This window comes from Gemmatimonas aurantiaca (assembly GCF_037190085.1).
In the GTDB taxonomy this organism is placed as follows: Bacteria; Gemmatimonadota; Gemmatimonadetes; order Gemmatimonadales; family Gemmatimonadaceae; genus Gemmatimonas; species Gemmatimonas aurantiaca_A.
This window is the reverse complement of sequence record NZ_JBBCJO010000002.1, coordinates 1-16285: the sequence shown is the minus strand read 5'-3', so window position 1 is coordinate 16285 and position 16285 is coordinate 1. Positions and strand designations below refer to the sequence as shown.

The following is a 16285-nucleotide window of genomic DNA, read 5'->3' as shown; positions in this document are numbered from 1 at the left end:
GTCAGCGGTCCAGGGCACGGGAGGAATGTCGTTCCGCCACCGCCGCGAGACCGGCGAGAGTGCGGGAGGCGATGCCGTGCACGAAGACGGGGGCGATGATCTCCCGCGCCGCAAACGACGAAACGAGCGGCCAGTGCGGACCGTTCCACGTGTGCACGATGCGGGTGAGCGTGCCGCCTTCCACGGGGGTGAAGCTCCATTCGACATCCATGCCCGTGGTCACTCCGCCGATGTGGTGGAAACGGATGAAGGGCGCGTCGCGATCGACCGCCATCTGCGAACGCCACCACGTGGGCCAGTCGAGCAGACCGAACGGACGGTTCGCGGACATGTCGACGATGCCGCCGCCATCGGCGCGACGTTCGAGGAAGCGCACATGACGATAGTGCGCGAGATGCGCCGGCCATTCCTCCACGGCCGCTGCGACCGCGAATATCCCGGCGGGCGATGCGCGGACGATCTGCTCATCGATGGTGACGACGAGCCGGTCGCGCGGCGGAGGGCCCAGCAGGAAGGGCGGACCCTGCGCGCCTCCCGCCCGGGTTTGTGGGCTCGTCATGTAGTGCTCATGTAGTGCTCATGTGTTTCTCAGGCCTTGCTGGAGGGCGGATGCCAGGTGGCGGAGAGACGGAAACCCAGGGAGCGACGGATCTGTGGAACGCACCCCGTGGCGTGATGCACGAGCGCGCGCAGTTCCCCGTCTGTGTACCCGCGCAGGACGGAAAGCATCCCGTCGTGACGACTGACAGGATGAAACCTCAGCAGGAACGAGCCGGCCCACAGTCCGGCCACTGCCAGCCAGTTGCGGCGGAGATCGGCCACGATCACGGCGCGTCGGGCCACGCGGGTGCACTCGCGCAGGAGGCGTTCGGCCTGTTCACCGTCGAAGTGATGCAGGACCTGGGAGCAGGTGACGATATCCACGCTGGCATCGGCGAGGGGCAGGTGCAGGGCATCGCCGGTCACGGCATTCCCGCACCGTCCGGCGGCGGTTCTGGCCAGCAGCCATGTCCGCTCGACACCGATGGCGGAGGCGTCGATTCCCTGGCGACGGGCCAGACGCACGGCGGCGGCCGGAATGTCAGCGAGCCCGGTGCCGAGATCGAGAATGGTCAATGGTGTGGCCGGTGAGCGCGGCCCCGAAGGCGGTGCGGGAGCGCCGCGCCATTCACGCAGGATCGGGGCGAGGGCGAGGAGAACGGCCCGTCGCCCGCCGAAGAACCGGTTGGCGAGCGCCACATCCCGCAACGAACGCAGCGCGAGATGGCCGTCCGCGGCAGGATCGTCGAGGAGTTCCTCTCCGCGACGACGGGCCGGGGTCAGCATGATCCGGAAGGCGCGACGGTTCGCGGGGCACTCTGCCGGCCAGTCGGCAGGTGATCCGCTTCCCCTCCGCGCCATCGGGTCGAACGCTCATCGTTCGAGTGTCGCATACCCTCCACGGTAGTAGAGCAGCGGGCGGCCTTCGTGCAGGCCGGCCTGCTCGATCTGGCCCACATAGATTTCATGATCACCCGCCGGGTGCCGGGCAACGATACGGCACTGCAGCCAGGCCAGGACGCCGTCCAGCTTGGGGTCCCCTTCGTCGCTGTAACCGATGCCGTCGAACCGGTGGCCACCGGGGCTCGCGAACCGCCGGGATACGGCCTCCTGATCGTCGCGCAGCACGTTCACGGCGAAGGTCCTGGCGTTGGCCATCACCGGGGCGGTGGCGGCCTCGTTGCCGATGCAGACGAGAATGAGCGCCGGGTCGAGACTCAGCGACGAAAACGCACTGACGGTCATGCCATGGGGCACGCCGGCCGCATCACGCACGGTGACGACGGTGACACCGCTGGCGAACCGTCCGAGTACGGCGCGGAAGAGATCCTGGTCGATCATGGAAGAGCAGACGAGAGGAAGCGAAGGAGCATCCGGGGAGACAGTACGGCGGAGGCAGGTACAAAATCCCCCGTGGCGCCGATGAGGAGATCCGCGAGGTCACGATCACGGGACAGTGCCCGTGCCGCACGATTGAGCAGAGGAGGCCAGGCGACGGCCAGCGCAATGAGCCGTTCCAGTCGCCATTTCCCACCGAAGGTGGTGTTGCGCGTGTGTTCGTAGGCTTCGAATATGCGGCGCCGGGCGGTCATGTCGGAGGTGTGCACGAGGTCATGCGCGATCGGCGCGAGCAGTTCACCACCGACCAGCGCGGCAAAAATGCCTTCGCCCGTGAATGGATCGAGAAAATCGGCAGCGTCGCCCGTGAGCAGTACACCGGGCGCCCAGGCGCGACGGGCATGTGACGCAAACGGCCCCACCGCCCGTACCGGTGTGACCCGTACGGCGTCGACGAATCGCTTGGCGAGCACCGGATGTGCGGCGAGCCATCCTTCGAGCATGGCCTCCGGTGTTGCGCGCTGCTGCTGCGCGAAACGTGTGGGGACGACCACGGCCACGTTGGTCACGGCGGTGCCGTCGCCATCACCTTGGCCATGGCCCTGACCATCACCCACCTGCGCCAGACCGACGTAGCCGTTGTCGGTCACGTGCATCTCACCGAGACTGCTCATGGCGCGCACGTCCCGGTAGTGTGCGACATAGGCTACCCGACGCAGCCATCGCGAGCGATGCGCCAGTCCGGCCCGGCGTGCCACCACCGAATTGAGGCCATCGGCACCGATCACCAGCGGGGCCTGCAGGGCACGTGTGCCGGTATCCGTTGCAATATCCACGCCGTTCACCTGGCCATGGGCATCGTGCCGCAACTGCGTCACGCGGGCTTCTTCGAGGACCTCGACGCCGGCGGCACGTGCGCGGTCGAGCAGCAGTGCATCGAGAAATTCCCGACGGATACCCAGGCCGCGATCGCGAAAGCCACGATAGCCGTGACGGGCGGCGAACTCGCCGTGGATACGTCCGCCCGACGGAGCGTGCACCACCATGCCGGTGAGGTACGTCGCGCCGCCTCGCTCGAGAGGGGAGAGCGCGCCCATGCGATCGAGAATGCGGCTGCCTTCGGGACTCACGTATTCCGCGCAGGGTTTGGCGCGCGGAAATCGCGCCCGGTCCACGAGGCACACAGCGAGACCGGCCTGTGCGCAATGCCAGGCGGCCGATGCACCCGCCGGTCCTCCGCCCACGACGATCACCTGCCATCCATCGCTCATGCGGGCCATCGCCTCACCATCACGTGAGTGCCGAGCACACGAAGCGCATATGAATCGCGCACGAATCGCGCACAGGAATTTTGAAAGCTAACCCCTGCCCGACGGGGCGTGACGCCGGGGCGCGGCTGGCCAGTGACTACCCCGGCATGACGGACAGCAGTGCGGCCACCCCTGCCGCCGCCAGCGTGCAGAGCGCGTTGACCATGTCGTTGTCCATCCAGGAGAGACCACCGGTCAGGCCCGTCTCGCCTCCACATCGATGCACACGTTGTTCGGTGGCTTTGCCGCAGCGCCGGCAGATCCGGCGCGCCTGCAGGGTGGCGCCGAGCAGTGTGTCGATCACGGCTCCCACCACACCGGCCGCGGCAACCACCCAGAGCGCTCGCGAGGAGATGAGTCCGGCCGTCACCGCTACGCCGGCCAGGACCACCGCGGCCGCCACCATGGCCAGGGAACCCATGAGGCTCACCGCGCCGGAGGTGCCGGCGGGCACCTGCTGCCAGGTGCGGACGGAAACGGAGGCGCCACGCCACCAGGTGCCCACCTCGGTGGCCGTGGTGTCGGCACCGGCGGCCACCAGCGCGGCCGCTGCCAGCACGGCCGGATCGAGCGGGTCCCCCGGTGCGCCGAGCGCGGTGCCCACCGTCCAGGCGGCGAGGGCAAAATACACCCCACCGTTGGCCAGCACCTGCCAGGCGTCCCGCCGTCCGCCCTTGGCAATGATCTCACCGGTGCGGGCGGCTTTGGCGTCGCGCCCGGCGCGTGAGAGCAACGACGCATACAGGAACCACACCACCAGAAAGACACCCCACGGCAGGCCGGCGAGCATCGACAACGCGCCGCCGATGGCGGCCGCCACGGCACCGGAGCCCGAAAGACTGCCTTTTCGCCAGGCGGCGAACGCGATGGCGAGCGCGGCACCGCAGCCGATCAGGACGGAAAATGGAGACGGCGCGTGGGGCATCGGTACGAAAAATGGTCGGATTCGGGAGAATTGGCCGCAATCTCTCATGCCGACGGGCTGTCCGCTTGAATGCGTGACCGTGGACACGTTAGCATGCGGGTTCATGCATCACGTGTCTCCCATTCTGGATGGCCGGCCCACCCGCGCCACACCGCATACCGATGTGACGCTCGCACTGGCGGGAGGCCCGCTCGATGCGCGTCTGCCATTGGCGCTGCTCGAAGCCGTGAAGGCCATCGACACGCCGGCGGCCGAACTCGATGCCGAGCTCGTGCATGAGCTGCGCAACAAGCGCCTGGGGCTCAGTGAGACCGTGCTCCAGCAAATCCGGCGATACGGCGATGCGGTGCGCACCGGCCAGCGGGTCAATTACGACGAAGTGCTGGCGCTGGCGCGACTGATCGGACGCCGTCCCGATGCCGATCTCGCATTCCGCGAGGCCGGTCGGCGCTGGGCCCGATCGTTGATGGAAAGTGTGAGTACGCTTCGTCGGTCGGCCGCGCGTGGTCTCCCCGCGCTGATCGCCCGTCCGGTGGCGCTGCGCATCCTGCGTCGTCTCGCGCGCCGCTACATGGATGGCACTCTCGTGCGTCAGGGGAGTACGCTGGTGCTGGAAGTCGTCTCGCCGGTGTCCGCCGATGCGGCGCCCCGCGCGGCGGGATGCGGCCTGTACGAAGCGGCGTTCCGGGAATCGCTCCACCTGCTGGCCGAAGCCGATGGCGCGGTGGAACATGTCCTGTGCCGCAGTCGTGGCGATTCGCGCTGCCAGTGGCGCACGGACTGGCGTCGTCGGTAGTCGGACGTCCTGCGTGCGGTCGCGGTTCCGGTCGAACGCTCTCCCCTTTCTCCGTTGGATTCCGCTGCGATGGTGATGCGATGCTGACTCCCGAACTGCTGCCGCGTCTCCAGCAATTGCTGGCCGACGCGAATCTCGATGGTTGGCTGCTCTACGATTTCCGCGGCACCAACGCGATCGCGCAGGGTCTGCTGGGGTTCGAAGGCATGGTGACGCGTCGCATCTTCGCGTTCATCCCGCGGAAGGGCACGCCGGTGGGCATCGCGCACGCCATCGAGCCGAATCCGTGGGCCCGGTGGCCCAGGGCGTGGCCCCTGCACACCTACAGCGGCTGGCGCGCGCTCGAAGCGGAAGTGCGGATGCTGGTGGCGGGGAAGCGGGTGGCGATGGAGTACTCGCCCGGTGATGCGATTCCGTATCTCGATCGCGTTCCCGCGGGTGTGCTCGAACTCGTGCGGGCGAGTGGCGCCGCGGTGGTGAGCTCCGGCGAGCTCGTGTCGGAGATCTACGCCACGTGGACGCCGGCACAACGGGCGTCGCACGAACGGGCCGCCGAACACATCGCGACGATTGCCCGCGAGACCATCGCGTATGCCGGCGCGATGGTGGCGGCCGGCACGCCCGCGGCCGAGCATGAACTGCAGGCGCGCATTCTCGACGCGTTTGCACGCGTCGGTCTGGAAACGGATCATGGCCCCGACGTGGCGGCTTCGGAGAATGCGGCCAATCCGCACTATGCGCCGTCGGCCGACACGCCCCGTCTGGTGGTGCAGGGCGATGTGTTGCTGGTGGACCTGTGGGCCCGCGAGATCGGTGGCGGGGTGTACGCCGACCAGACGTGGATGGCATCGCTGGGCGCGCCCTCGGATCGTGTGGTGACGGTGTGGGAGGCGGTACGTGACGCCCGCGACGCCGCACTCGCATTGCTGCAGGAGCGGATTGCCTCGGGGACGCCGGTGCGGGGCGGCGAAGCGGATGACGCCGCGCGCGCGGTGATCGAAGCGCGGGGCTTCGGACCGCACTTCTGGCATCGCACGGGGCACAGCATCGACGCCCGCGAACTGCATGGCTCCGGTCCGCAGATCGACAATCTCGAATCACGTGACGATCGGTTGCTCATTCCCGGTGTCGGATTCTCCATCGAGCCCGGTGTGTACCTCCCCGGCGAACTCGGTGTGCGCAGTGAAGTGAATGCCTTCGTTGGTGAGGAGGCGTTGCTCATCACCCCGACCACGCCACAGCGCGACCTGTTCATCGTCTGATGCGGGTGTGGTGGGGCAATCCGCGTCGGAGACGGGGGACGATATCATGCGCCGCGGCATTGCTGGCGCCCATGCCGATGCTGATGCTGATGCTGATGTTCGTGTCGGCGTGCGGCGACGGGAACGAGCGGGCCACGCGGATTGCCGAAGTGGCGGGAGATGGAGACGTCGTGACCGGCGCACTCGATGCCACATCACTGGCGCGCGCGGCCGGCGGGCGTGACGGTTCGGTGTACACGGTGGGGGATGTGCCCGCGCCGGGCACCATTCTTGGCCGTGTCACCGGCGCTGCGCCGCGCGACACGATGATCATGCCCACCAAGGATGTCGAAGTGTGTCGTCCGTTCAGCGAGTCGATGATCGCCAGCACGGATGGCGGCGTGGGTAACGCGGCCGTGTGGCTGGTGGGCGTGAAGACGGGACCCCGCGACGATGGGCCCCGCCGTGTACGCCTCACCCTGGACGGCTGCCGACTCGATCCTCGGCTGCAACGGGTGGCCCTTGGCGGCACACTCATGGTGAACAGTCGCGATGCGATGATGTCGCGCTTGCAGTTCACGGCGGTGGGAGACGGCGAACGCAGTCGGGCGACCATGCTGTTCAGCGATGCGGGGCAGGTGGTGCCCACCGCCGGTCCGGCCGCCGTGCCCGGACTGGTGCGGGTCAGCGACGATCTGCATCCGTGGGTCGAAGCCTGGCTGCTGATCTCACCGCATCCGTTTGCGGCAGTGACGGCGCCGGACGGAACGTTCCGTTTCGATCACGTTCCCCCGGGTCGGTATCAGCTCGTGGTCTGGCACGAGCACCTGGGCGTGCAACACAAGGCCGTGCGTGTGGAGGCCAATGTGCTGACGAAGGTGGAGCTGGGGTATTAGGATGGCCCCGCGACGCCTTCGGCGTCGCGGGGCTTCTGTTTCAGGAGGGAGCAGGGAGGAGCTGGTCAGGGAGGAGATCGATAGAGCCTGTCGAAGAGAGCCTATGGAACTCCCTCCTGACCAGCTCCCTCCTGCTCCCTCTTGATACAAAAGGGGCGGGTGCCGCAGGCACCCGCCCCAGTCAATATCGCCCCCGTCAGCTCACCCCGATCTGATACAACCTCGCGTACATGCCATCGGCCTGTGCCAGCAGTTCGTCGTGGCTGCCGGTTTCCACCACGCGCCCCTGATCGAGGACCACCACCCGATCGGCGCGGCGCACGGTACTCAGACGGTGCGCGATGATCAGCGTCGTGCGTCCCTCGAGCAACTCCTCGAGCGCCTGCTCCACGAAACGCTCGCTCTCGGTGTCGAGACTCGACGTCGCTTCGTCGAGGATCACCACGGCCGGATCCTTGAGAAACACGCGGGCGATCGCGATACGCTGGCGTTGTCCGCCCGACAGCTTCACACCGCGCTCGCCCACGCGCGTATTCCACCCCTCCGGCAGACGCTCGATGAACTCCCATGCATGGGCCGCGCGTGCGGCCCGCAGCACCTCTGCATCGGACGCCGTGGGACGTGCATAGGCGATGTTCTCACGGATCGTCCCGCTGAACAGCACCGATTCCTGCGGCACCATGCCGATCGCTTCGCGCAGCGTGTGCAGAGACAGCGCGCGCACATCGCACCCGTCGAGTGTGATGCGGCCCTGCGTGACATCCCAGAAACGTGGCACCAGCGACGCAATGGTGGTCTTGCCCGCGCCCGAGCGTCCCACCAGTGCCACGATCTCTCCCGGCGTCACGTTCAGCGACACATCGTGCAGCACATCGGGTTGATCGGTGGCGTACCGGAAGGACACCGACTCCAGTGCGATGGCTCCGCGTACCGGCTGTGCCAGTGGCGTCGCGGACGCGGGTTCCTGCACCGTGGGCTCGGTGTCGAGCAGTTCGAACACCCGGCTCGCGGCACCGACCGCTTCCTGGAAGTTGCCGAACAGGGTGGCCAGTGAACCCACCGCCGCGGCGACGAACAGTGCATAGAAGAGAAACGCCACCAGCGCGCCCGCCGTGAGCTGTCCGCCGAGGACTTGTACACCACCCTGCCACAACACGGCGGCCACCGAGCCGAACGCCACGAATCCCACCACGCTGAAGAACAGCGCGCGGGTGCGGGCGCGTTCCACCGCCACCTGCACGAGTTCCTGCAGCAGGTGCTGGAAACGCCGGGTCTCTTCCGCTTCCCGTGTGAAGCTCTGCACGGTGCGGATGGCGCCGAAGGCTTCGTCGGCCATGCCCATGGCTTCCGCTATCCGATCCTGTACGCCCGTACTCGCACGGCGCAGCGCCCGTCCGAACGTCAACGCGGCACCCACCACCAGGGGCACCACCGCCAGCGTGGTGAGCGCCAGACGCGGGTTGGTGATCACCATCATGAGCACACCGCCCACCAGGAACAACGTCTGGCGCGACAGTTCCGACAACCAGGTGCCCAGCAGCGACTGCAACAGTGCCAGATCGCTGCTCAGACGACTGGTGAGTTCACCCGTGCGGCGTTCGGTGAAAAACGCCGCCGACAACCGGATCAGATGCGCGAAGGTGTGTTCCCGCAACGTCGCGATGATGCGTTCGGTCGTCGACGACAGCAGACGGACCTGGATGTAGTTGGCCACACCCTGGATCGCGAAGACTCCGAGCAACCCGAGCGCGATCCGATCGAGCGCCTGCCGGTCACGCTGCTCGAAGGCCGCATCGAGGAGAAACCGCAGTACGCCCGGGAACACCAGGCCCGCGGCGGCGGCAACGAGCAGGAACACGAACGCCACCGCCAGACGGGCGGTGTACGGACGCAGCAGCGGCACCATCCGCACGAGTGGTCGTGGCGAAACGAAGCCACGCCGCCCGGAGGTGCCAGCGCTCATGAAACGCTCACGGCGTGGTGCGTTGCGTGTGTCATCGCGTGATGGCCCGGTCGACCGCCATGGCCAGGAACAGCAGCGCGAGATAGAGCAGGGAGTACTTGTATACCCACCACGCCGGCCCCGTCCACGGGGCGCCACGACGGGCGGCCGACAACACCCGCAGCACGCCGCCCATCAGCAGTGCGCCCAGCACCACCGCCGACAGCAGATACAGCAGACCGAACGCCCCATAGAGCGCCGGCAGCAGTGTGAGCGCGAGCAGGATGACCGTGTACCACACCATCTGATGCATGGTCTCGCGTTCGCCCCACACGAGCGGCGCCATCGGTACGCGCGCGCGACCGTAGTCCACCTGCTTGAGCAGCGCGAGCGCCCAGAAGTGCGGGGGCGTCCAGTAGAACACGATGAGGAACAGCAGCAGTGCCGTCACATCGAGCGTGCCGGTCACGGCCGCCCATCCCACCAGTGGCGGAAACGCACCGGCGGCGCCACCGATCACGATGTTCTGCGGCGACGACCGCTTGAGCCATCGTGTGTAGATGAAGACGTAGAAATAGAAGCCCGCCAGCGCCAGCATGCCCGTGAGCACATTCACGAAATACGCCAGCATCCAGGTGGCGAACGTGGCGCAGGCCACGCCGAACGCGAGCACCTGAATGGGCGCCATGCGTCCACTCGGAATGGGACGCAGACGCGTGCGGGCCATCACGTCGTCGATGTCCCGATCGAGATACATGTTGACCGCGTTCGCGCCGCCGGCCATCAGATAGCCGCCGATCATGACGAGCAGCACGGTCAGCCACGAGGGGGACCCTGCCGCATACATCGGGGCGGCCGTGGTGACCAGCAACAGCGAAATGATGCGCGGTTTGGTGAGGCTCACCAGATCGCGCGACAGTGGCGTCTGCTCGGCGTCCGCGGTCATGCGGGTGGCCGGACCACTCACGGGGAACGTGGTGCCGAGGCGATCACCGAACGGCCGGCCGCGATGCGCGCGAGATAGGCCATGACGAACGCCGACGCCCAGATGAGCATGCCCGTGGCCTGGTGCAGCGAGCGCACCACCGTGGGGAATCCACCGGTGACCATCCAGCCTGCCCAGACGATCTGCAGCACCCCGAACGTCAGGGCGAACCACGCGGCCGTGATCACCGCGCGCGGCTCGCCACGTTTGCGGAAGATCATGGGCAGCGAGATGAGATGCAGCACCAGCAGGTAGGCGAGAATGCGGTGCGTGAGCTGCACATGCTGGGCGCCGCCGCCCAGTGATCCTTCACCGCACAACGGGAACCCCGCGCACGCCACTGCGGCGCCGGGCAACTTGGCGGTCAGTCCACCGAGCAGCACGACCACCAGCGCCAGCGCGGCGGCCGCGGTCGCGCCGCCGACCGCCTTCGTCGTGCCCCTGGCGAAGCGGATGCTGTCTCCACCCAGGCCCCCCGCACGGATCACCGCCACCGCCAGCACGGCCAGCAGCGACGCGGCGAGCAACTTGTGCACCACCGTGGCCCAGGCCGGATTGCCGGCAAAGACCGTGATCGCTCCGAACACGGCCGGTGCGATCCAGAGGACGATCGACAATTGCGCCGCCTTCCAGACGCCGCCATGCGCGCCCACAGCCGGCACCGACCGATGGCGCCACGCCGTGAACGCCAGGGCCGCGATGCTCAGCAGCAGGGCGAGCGCGAGATAGCGGTGCGTGACCTCGATGATGAGATCGATGCGGTCGAAGGGCGGAATCCAGTGCCCGTAACACTTCGGCCAGTTGTCGCCACATCCCATGCCCGATCCGGTGATGCGGACGATGGCGCCGAAGATGATGTGGACGAGGGAGACGGCGAACGCGACCCAGGCCGCGTTGCGAACGGAAGCCGGTGCCAGCGAGGGCGCGGCGGAAGGCGAGGACATGGTGAAAACCGTATCAGGGCAGGGCGCGCCAGGCGCCCCAGAAAGCCGCGACGAGGCCGAACACGGGGATGACGGCCCAGAATACCTCGGCCCACCGCCGGGGCGCCGGAACGGCGCTGGATGCAGGAGCCGATGGCAGCGTGCGGAACACCGCCCGCAGGATGAACAGCTGGGCGATCGCCGAGACCCCCACGGCGACCCAGAACAGCGTGGGGCCGAGCGACGGGGGCAGCGTCCAGGTGGCAACGGAAGACATATCCATGGAAAGGTAGGCGATCGACCAGTGCGCCGCACACCCATCCCCCCACCCGGCCGCACCCTCACCCTCCCGGAGGCCGCCCCGTGCGATCCGGCGTCCCACGCACTAGCATAGCGGACCATGGCCACCTCCTCTCCCCGCTCCAACGCCTCGGCGGACTCCGGCGCCTCGCCGGCATCCGCGTCGCCCGCCGAACTCCCCCGCCAGCTTGGCCTGTGGAGTGCGATCGCCGTGCTCGTCGGCACCACGATCGGCTCCGGGATCTTCCGCTCTCCGGCCGGCATCGCGGACAAGTTGCCCGGCCCCCTGCCGCTGCTCGCCGTGTGGGCCACCGGCGGTCTGTTTGCGCTCTGCGGTGCCCTGACGCTGGCCGAACTGGCCGGGGCCCTCCCGCGCACCGGCGGCTACTTCGTGTACATCCGCGAAGCCTGGGGACGCCTGCCCGCGTTTCTCTACGGCTGGTCCGAGCTCACGCTCATCCGCGCCGCGGCACTGGGGGGCATCTCGCTCACGTTCGGGGAGTATTTCATCCGGGCCCTGGGCTACGACCCCTCGGCTGCCCCGTACGACAACTACGCGCACTATCTGGCCGCCGGCGCGCTGGCGCTCATGGCGACGATCAATGTGGTCGGCCTGCGGTGGGGCTCCCTGGTGCAGAATCTCACCACCATCGCCAAGTACGGCGGGCTGGTGATCATCGTGCTGCTGGCATTCATCGTCGGGTTGCCGAAGACCGGTGGCCATTTCACGCCGGCCGTGCCACCGGGGAGCTTCTCGGTGTCGGCGTTCGGACTGGCCCTCGTTTCGGTGTTGTGGGCCTTCGACGGCTGGGGCGATCTGTCGAAGGTCGCCGGCGAGGTGTCCGACCCCCGGCGTACACTGCCCAAAGCCATCGTGCTCGGCACCCTCAGCATCATTGTGATCTACCTGCTGGCCAACATCGCCTATCTGTCGGTGCTGTCGGTGGACGAGATCCGCGGGGCGCGTCTGGTGGCGGCCGACGTGGCGCTCCGGCTGGTGGGGCCGATCGGGGTGACCTTGGTGTCGTTCACGGTGCTGCTGTCGACCTTCGGATCGGTGAACGGATCGCTGCTCACCGGTCCGCGCATCTTTTTTGCGTTGGCCGATGATGGGCTCTTTTTCCGGCAAGTGGCAGCCGTGCACCCCCGGTTCAAGACGCCCTACGTGGCCATCATCATGACCGGCACGCTGGGGGTGGCCTTCGTGCTGCTCCGGTCGTTCGAGCAGCTGGCGGACATTTTTGTGACGGCGTCGCTCGTGTTCTACGTGCTGAGCATCGGTGCGGTCTTCAAGTTGCGGCGCCGTCCCGACTGGAATCCGCCGGTGCGGACGCCATTGTATCCGTTCGTGCCGGCGTTGTTCTGTCTGGCCACGCTGTTCCTGCTGGGTAACGCTCTCATGGATCCCGCACAGCGATGGGGGACTTTGGGCGTATTCGGCGTCATTCTGCTGGGTGTCCCGGTGTACTTTCTGACCGTCGGAAAACCGGTGAAGGGCGTGCGGTGAATGGGCCCATGGATCCTCTCGACAACGCCCCCCATTCCGTGCGAAGTTTGCGAGCTTGAGCGAGCAGGATGCGATTCGGCCGGACGGCGCGCCATTACTTGATTCGTGAAACGATTCAGGTGGCGGCCGGTTTGTAACGGTCGGGTCGCAGCGATCATCGCCCCCTGTTCGTTGGACGCCCGGGCCGTTTCCGTGGACGAGCACAATTCGCGAGATCGACCGTCAACCCGTCGGTTCAGGAGATAGAGAAGTATGCGGCATTTGTGGCGAAAGGCAGCGTTGCTTGCAGCGCTGGCAGTGAGCGCCATGCAAGGCGCCCAGGCACAGGGCGTCACCACCGGCTCGTTCGCGGGCAAGGTGATTGGCGAGAATGGCCCGTTGGTTGGAGCGCGGGTCACCGCCGTGCACGAACCGTCGGGCACCCGGTACGAGGCCATCACGCGTGCCGAGGGACGTTTCACGATTCCCGCGGTGCGCGTGGGTGGGCCGTACACGGTGTCGGCCCTGGCGCTGGGGTACGAGCGTCACACGCAGGCAGGCCTGTACATCGAGCTCGGCACGGCCACCGACGTCACCCTCGAGATGAAGCAGGCCGTCGTCACGCTGACGGGGATGCAGGTGACGGCCACCGGCGGTGCGATGAGTTCGCAGAACACCGGTGCGTCGACGACCATCACGTCGCAGCAGATCACGGCGTTCCCGACCATCGGCCGCACGATCACCGACTTCACGCGTCTGACGCCGCAGTCCGGCCGCAGCGGTTCCTTCGCGGGCCAGGACAATCGCCTGAACAACATCACGCTCGACGGTTCCTACTTCAACAACTCGTTCGGCCTCGGCTCCTCGCCCGGTGCGCGCACGAGTGTGTCGCCGATCCCGATCGACGCCATCGAGCAGCTGCAGGTGAACGTGGCCCCGTTCGACGTGCGCCAGGGCAACTTCACCGGCGCCGGCGTGAATGCCGTCACGAAGAGCGGCACGAACGAATTCAAGGGTGCGGTCTACTACACCTGGCGTCACCAGGGCCTCATGGGTGACAGCACGGCCGGTCTGGCGGTCAACCGCGGCACCTTCAAGTTCAATCAGCCGGGCGGGTTCATCAGCGGTCCGATCATCCGCAACAAGCTGTTCTTCTTCTTCGACTACGAGCAGGACGAACTGACCTCGCCGGGCACCACCTGGATGGCCAATTCCGGCTCGCAGGCGCTGACGGGCAACCAGTCGCGCGTCCTCGATTCCGATCTGTCGACGCTCAGCACGTTCCTCCGGGACAAGTTCAACTACGAGACCGGCCCGTATCAGGGATGGGATCTCGGCACGCCGTCGTCCCGGTACATCGGCAAGCTGGACTGGAACATCAACGACCGGAACAAGTTCAGCTTCCGGTACAGCCAGCTCAATTCGCACGCCGACCAGCCGATCTCGAATTCCACGTCGCTGGGTTTCGGCAACCGCCGCGACAACCAGAACTCGATGAGCTACCAGAACTCCGGGTACAGCATCCTCGAGAACAGCAAGTCGTGGATCGGTGAACTCAACTCGCAGTTCGGCAACGGCCGGTTCTCCAACCAGATCATCGGCGGCTACACCACGAACAACGAGAACCGCGGCTACAAGAGCTCGCCGTTCCCGCTGGTCGACATCCTGAACAACGGCACGAACTACATCTCGTTCGGCTTCGAGCCGTTCACGCCGTCGAATCAGTTGATGTACAACACGTGGCAGCTCCAGAACAACTTCACGGCCTACTACGGCAAGCACGAGCTGACGGCCGGTGTCACGTTCCAGAAGTACCACTCGGACAACGTGTTCTACTCCGGCTCGTACGGCGTGTATGTCTACAACTCGCTGTCCGACTTCTACGCCGACGCGAACAGCTACCTGGCCAACCCCAACCGCACCACGTCGCCGGTCACGCTGCGCACGTTCCAGGTGCGCTACAACAACATCCCGGGCAATACCGAACCGCTGCAGCCGCTCGACGTGCTCACCTACGGCGGGTACCTGCAGGACGAGTGGCGTCCGACGCGTACGCTCAAGGTGAACGTCGGCGCCCGCTTCGATCTCCCCTCGTTCAAGAACACGGCCTACGACAACCCGCTGGCCGACCAGCTCTCGTTCCGCGACCAGAATGGCAACACGGTCCGGTACAACACGGGCAAGATGCCCAACGCCAACATCCTGTTCTCGCCGCGCCTCGGCTTCAACTGGGATGTGTCCGGCGACCGCACCACGGTGCTCCGTGGTGGAACGGGTGTGTTCTCCGGCACGCCGCCGTACGTGTGGGTCTCGAACCAGGTCGGCAACACGGGTGTGCTCACGGGCTTCGATCAGGTCTCGAACACGACGACCCGTCCGTTCAACCCGAACGTCGATTCCTACAAGCCGACCAACGTGACCGGCAAGCCGGCCGCGACGTACGAGCTCAATGTCACGGCGCCGGACTACAAGTTCGCGCAGCAGTGGCGCACCACGCTCGCCGTCGACCAGAAGCTGCCGTGGGGCGTCGTCGCCACGGTCGAGGGCATGTATGGCAAGGAGATGAACGGCGCGTACTACATCAACGCCAATCTGCCGGCAGCACAGACGAAGTTCACCGGTGCCGACCAGCGCATGCGCTGGACCGCCAACCGCATCAACAGCAACGTCACGGCGAACTACGTCATCAGCAACGCGACGACGGGGTCCAACTACAACTATGCCGCGTCGCTGACCAAGAACTTCGCCAGCGGGCTCGTGGCCAAGACGGCCTATTCGTACGGTGTCGCGAAGAATTCGTACGACCCGGGTTCCACGGCCGGAACGAACTGGAACGCCAACCCGTCACCGAACGATCCGAACGCGCCGCCGGTCGGATATTCGGAATACACGCCGGGCAAGCGGTTCTTCCTCGCGCTGTCGTACCGCAAGGAGTACTTCAAGTTCGGCGCCACCACGGTCGGCCTGTTCCTGCAGTCCGCCACCGCCGGTGTCTCGAGCTACGTGTTCAGCGCCGATGCCAACGGTGACGGCGCGTCGGCCAACGATCTGATCTACGTGCCGCGCAACACGTCGGAGATGAACTTCCAGCAGTTCTGCATCAACGCGTCGGGATCGGTGCTCTCCAACTGCGCCACGGCGACCAAGACGTTCACCGCGGCCGATCAGGCGGCGGCCTGGGAGGCCTACATCAACCAGGATCCGTACCTCAAGAAGCGTCGCGGTCAGTACGCCGAACGCAACGGCCTCGTGCTCCCGATGAACCTGCGTTCGGACCTCGGGATCACCCAGGAGCTGTTCCAGAACCTGGGCGGCAAGAAGAACACGCTGTCCATGCGTCTCGACATCCTCAACGTGGACAACCTGATCAACAAGAATTGGGGCGCGAGCTGGCGCGTGACGTCGAACTCGCCGCTCATTCCCACGGGGGCCGACGCGAACGGTGCTCTCGGCTATCGCCTGCGCAACATCGGCGCCAATCTGCTGAACACCACGTTCCAGCACACGGCCGGCACGAGCGATGTGTGGCGTCTCCAGTTGGGCATGCGGTATACGTTCAACTGAGGACTGTGGATGGCGGGGGGGGGGGGGGGGGGGGGGGGG

At 66.7% G+C, this 16285-nt stretch carries 14 protein-coding genes; 5 read left to right on the top strand and 9 right to left on the bottom strand.

Annotated features, from left to right (window positions below; genetic code table 11):
- Position 1: 1 nt before the first annotated feature.
- From WG208_RS01715 to WG208_RS01695, 5 genes are all read right to left on the bottom strand, one after another.
- Complete coding sequence (locus WG208_RS01715) at positions 2-559, bottom strand: SRPBCC family protein (protein WP_337169584.1); 558 nt, start codon at positions 557-559, stop codon at positions 2-4.
- A gap of 29 nt (positions 560-588) precedes the next feature.
- Positions 589-1326 carry a methyltransferase domain-containing protein gene (locus tag WG208_RS01710; protein WP_337169583.1) on the bottom strand — a complete coding sequence of 246 codons (738 nt, stop codon included), beginning with the start codon at positions 1324-1326 and terminating at the stop codon, positions 589-591.
- Positions 1327-1413: 87 nt separating this feature from the next.
- Entirely contained in the window at positions 1414-1881 is a 468-nt protein-coding gene (locus WG208_RS01705) for a flavin reductase family protein (protein ID WP_337169582.1), read from the bottom strand.
- Positions 1878-3158: an FAD-dependent oxidoreductase gene (locus WG208_RS01700; RefSeq protein ID WP_337169581.1), complete on the bottom strand. Its 1281-nt coding sequence runs from the start codon at positions 3156-3158 to the stop codon at positions 1878-1880. The genes WG208_RS01705 and WG208_RS01700 overlap by 4 nt, the downstream gene beginning before the upstream one ends.
- 127 nt (positions 3159-3285) lie before the next feature.
- A complete protein-coding gene (locus WG208_RS01695) occupies positions 3286-4113 on the bottom strand; it encodes a DUF92 domain-containing protein (protein WP_337169580.1) in 828 nt (275 codons plus the stop codon).
- A 103-nt stretch (positions 4114-4216) separates the two neighbouring features.
- Here WG208_RS01695 and WG208_RS01690 point away from each other — a divergent pair, with 103 nt between their 5' ends.
- The 3 genes from WG208_RS01690 to WG208_RS01680 all read left to right on the top strand — a co-directional run bounded on the left by WG208_RS01690 (position 4217) and on the right by WG208_RS01680 (position 7046).
- The gene (locus tag WG208_RS01690) at positions 4217-4909 is read left to right on the top strand and encodes a hypothetical protein (protein ID WP_337169579.1); all 693 of its coding nucleotides are present in this window, start codon (positions 4217-4219) and stop codon (positions 4907-4909) included.
- A gap of 80 nt (positions 4910-4989) precedes the next feature.
- Positions 4990-6171: a M24 family metallopeptidase gene (locus WG208_RS01685; protein ID WP_337169578.1), complete on the top strand. Its 1182-nt coding sequence runs from the start codon at positions 4990-4992 to the stop codon at positions 6169-6171.
- Positions 6172-6242: 71 nt separating this feature from the next.
- Entirely contained in the window at positions 6243-7046 is an 804-nt protein-coding gene (locus WG208_RS01680) for a hypothetical protein (protein WP_337169577.1), read from the top strand.
- A 196-nt stretch (positions 7047-7242) separates the two neighbouring features.
- Here the strand turns inward: WG208_RS01680 and WG208_RS01675 are convergent, their stop codons facing one another.
- From WG208_RS01675 to WG208_RS01660, 4 genes are read right to left on the bottom strand one after another with little or no spacing between them, the layout of a single operon-like run.
- Entirely contained in the window at positions 7243-9009 is a 1767-nt protein-coding gene (locus WG208_RS01675) for an ABC transporter transmembrane domain-containing protein (RefSeq protein WP_337169576.1), read from the bottom strand.
- 31 nt (positions 9010-9040) lie between these two features.
- Positions 9041-9934, bottom strand: coding sequence for a heme o synthase (locus WG208_RS01670; protein ID WP_337169575.1), 894 nt, complete (start codon positions 9932-9934; stop codon positions 9041-9043).
- A 17-nt stretch (positions 9935-9951) separates the two neighbouring features.
- Entirely contained in the window at positions 9952-10917 is a 966-nt protein-coding gene (locus WG208_RS01665) for a COX15/CtaA family protein (protein WP_337169574.1), read from the bottom strand.
- Positions 10918-10930: 13 nt separating this feature from the next.
- The gene (locus tag WG208_RS01660) at positions 10931-11173 is read right to left on the bottom strand and encodes a hypothetical protein (protein ID WP_337169573.1); all 243 of its coding nucleotides are present in this window, start codon (positions 11171-11173) and stop codon (positions 10931-10933) included.
- A gap of 123 nt (positions 11174-11296) precedes the next feature.
- Between WG208_RS01660 and WG208_RS01655 the strand changes: the two genes are divergently transcribed.
- Both WG208_RS01655 and WG208_RS01650 read left to right on the top strand, forming a co-directional pair.
- Positions 11297-12703: an amino acid permease gene (locus WG208_RS01655; RefSeq protein WP_337169572.1), complete on the top strand. Its 1407-nt coding sequence runs from the start codon at positions 11297-11299 to the stop codon at positions 12701-12703.
- A 306-nt stretch (positions 12704-13009) separates the two neighbouring features.
- The gene (locus WG208_RS01650; RefSeq protein WP_337170011.1) at positions 13010-16246 is read left to right on the top strand and encodes a carboxypeptidase regulatory-like domain-containing protein; all 3237 of its coding nucleotides are present in this window, start codon (positions 13010-13012) and stop codon (positions 16244-16246) included.
- Positions 16247-16285: the final 39 nt, after the last annotated feature.

Coding starts and splice junctions, on each gene's coding strand:
- WG208_RS01685 (WP_337169578.1), top strand. CDS start 4,990: ATGCTGACTCCCGAACTGCTGCCGCGTCTCCAGCAATTGCTGGCCGAC.
- WG208_RS01690 (WP_337169579.1), top strand. CDS start 4,217: ATGCATCACGTGTCTCCCATTCTGGATGGCCGGCCCACCCGCGCCACA.
- WG208_RS01660 (WP_337169573.1), bottom strand. CDS start 11,173: ATGTCTTCCGTTGCCACCTGGACGCTGCCCCCGTCGCTCGGCCCCACG.
- WG208_RS01695 (WP_337169580.1), bottom strand. CDS start 4,113: ATGCCCCACGCGCCGTCTCCATTTTCCGTCCTGATCGGCTGCGGTGCC.
- WG208_RS01665 (WP_337169574.1), bottom strand. CDS start 10,917: ATGTCCTCGCCTTCCGCCGCGCCCTCGCTGGCACCGGCTTCCGTTCGC.
- WG208_RS01655 (WP_337169572.1), top strand. CDS start 11,297: ATGGCCACCTCCTCTCCCCGCTCCAACGCCTCGGCGGACTCCGGCGCC.
- WG208_RS01675 (WP_337169576.1), bottom strand. CDS start 9,009: ATGAGCGCTGGCACCTCCGGGCGGCGTGGCTTCGTTTCGCCACGACCA.
- WG208_RS01680 (WP_337169577.1), top strand. CDS start 6,243: ATGCCGATGCTGATGCTGATGCTGATGTTCGTGTCGGCGTGCGGCGAC.
- WG208_RS01700 (WP_337169581.1), bottom strand. CDS start 3,158: ATGGCCCGCATGAGCGATGGATGGCAGGTGATCGTCGTGGGCGGAGGA.
- WG208_RS01670 (WP_337169575.1), bottom strand. CDS start 9,934: ATGACCGCGGACGCCGAGCAGACGCCACTGTCGCGCGATCTGGTGAGC.
- WG208_RS01705 (WP_337169582.1), bottom strand. CDS start 1,881: ATGATCGACCAGGATCTCTTCCGCGCCGTACTCGGACGGTTCGCCAGC.
- WG208_RS01715 (WP_337169584.1), bottom strand. CDS start 559: ATGACGAGCCCACAAACCCGGGCGGGAGGCGCGCAGGGTCCGCCCTTC.
- WG208_RS01710 (WP_337169583.1), bottom strand. CDS start 1,326: ATGCTGACCCCGGCCCGTCGTCGCGGAGAGGAACTCCTCGACGATCCT.
- WG208_RS01650 (WP_337170011.1), top strand. CDS start 13,010: ATGCAAGGCGCCCAGGCACAGGGCGTCACCACCGGCTCGTTCGCGGGC.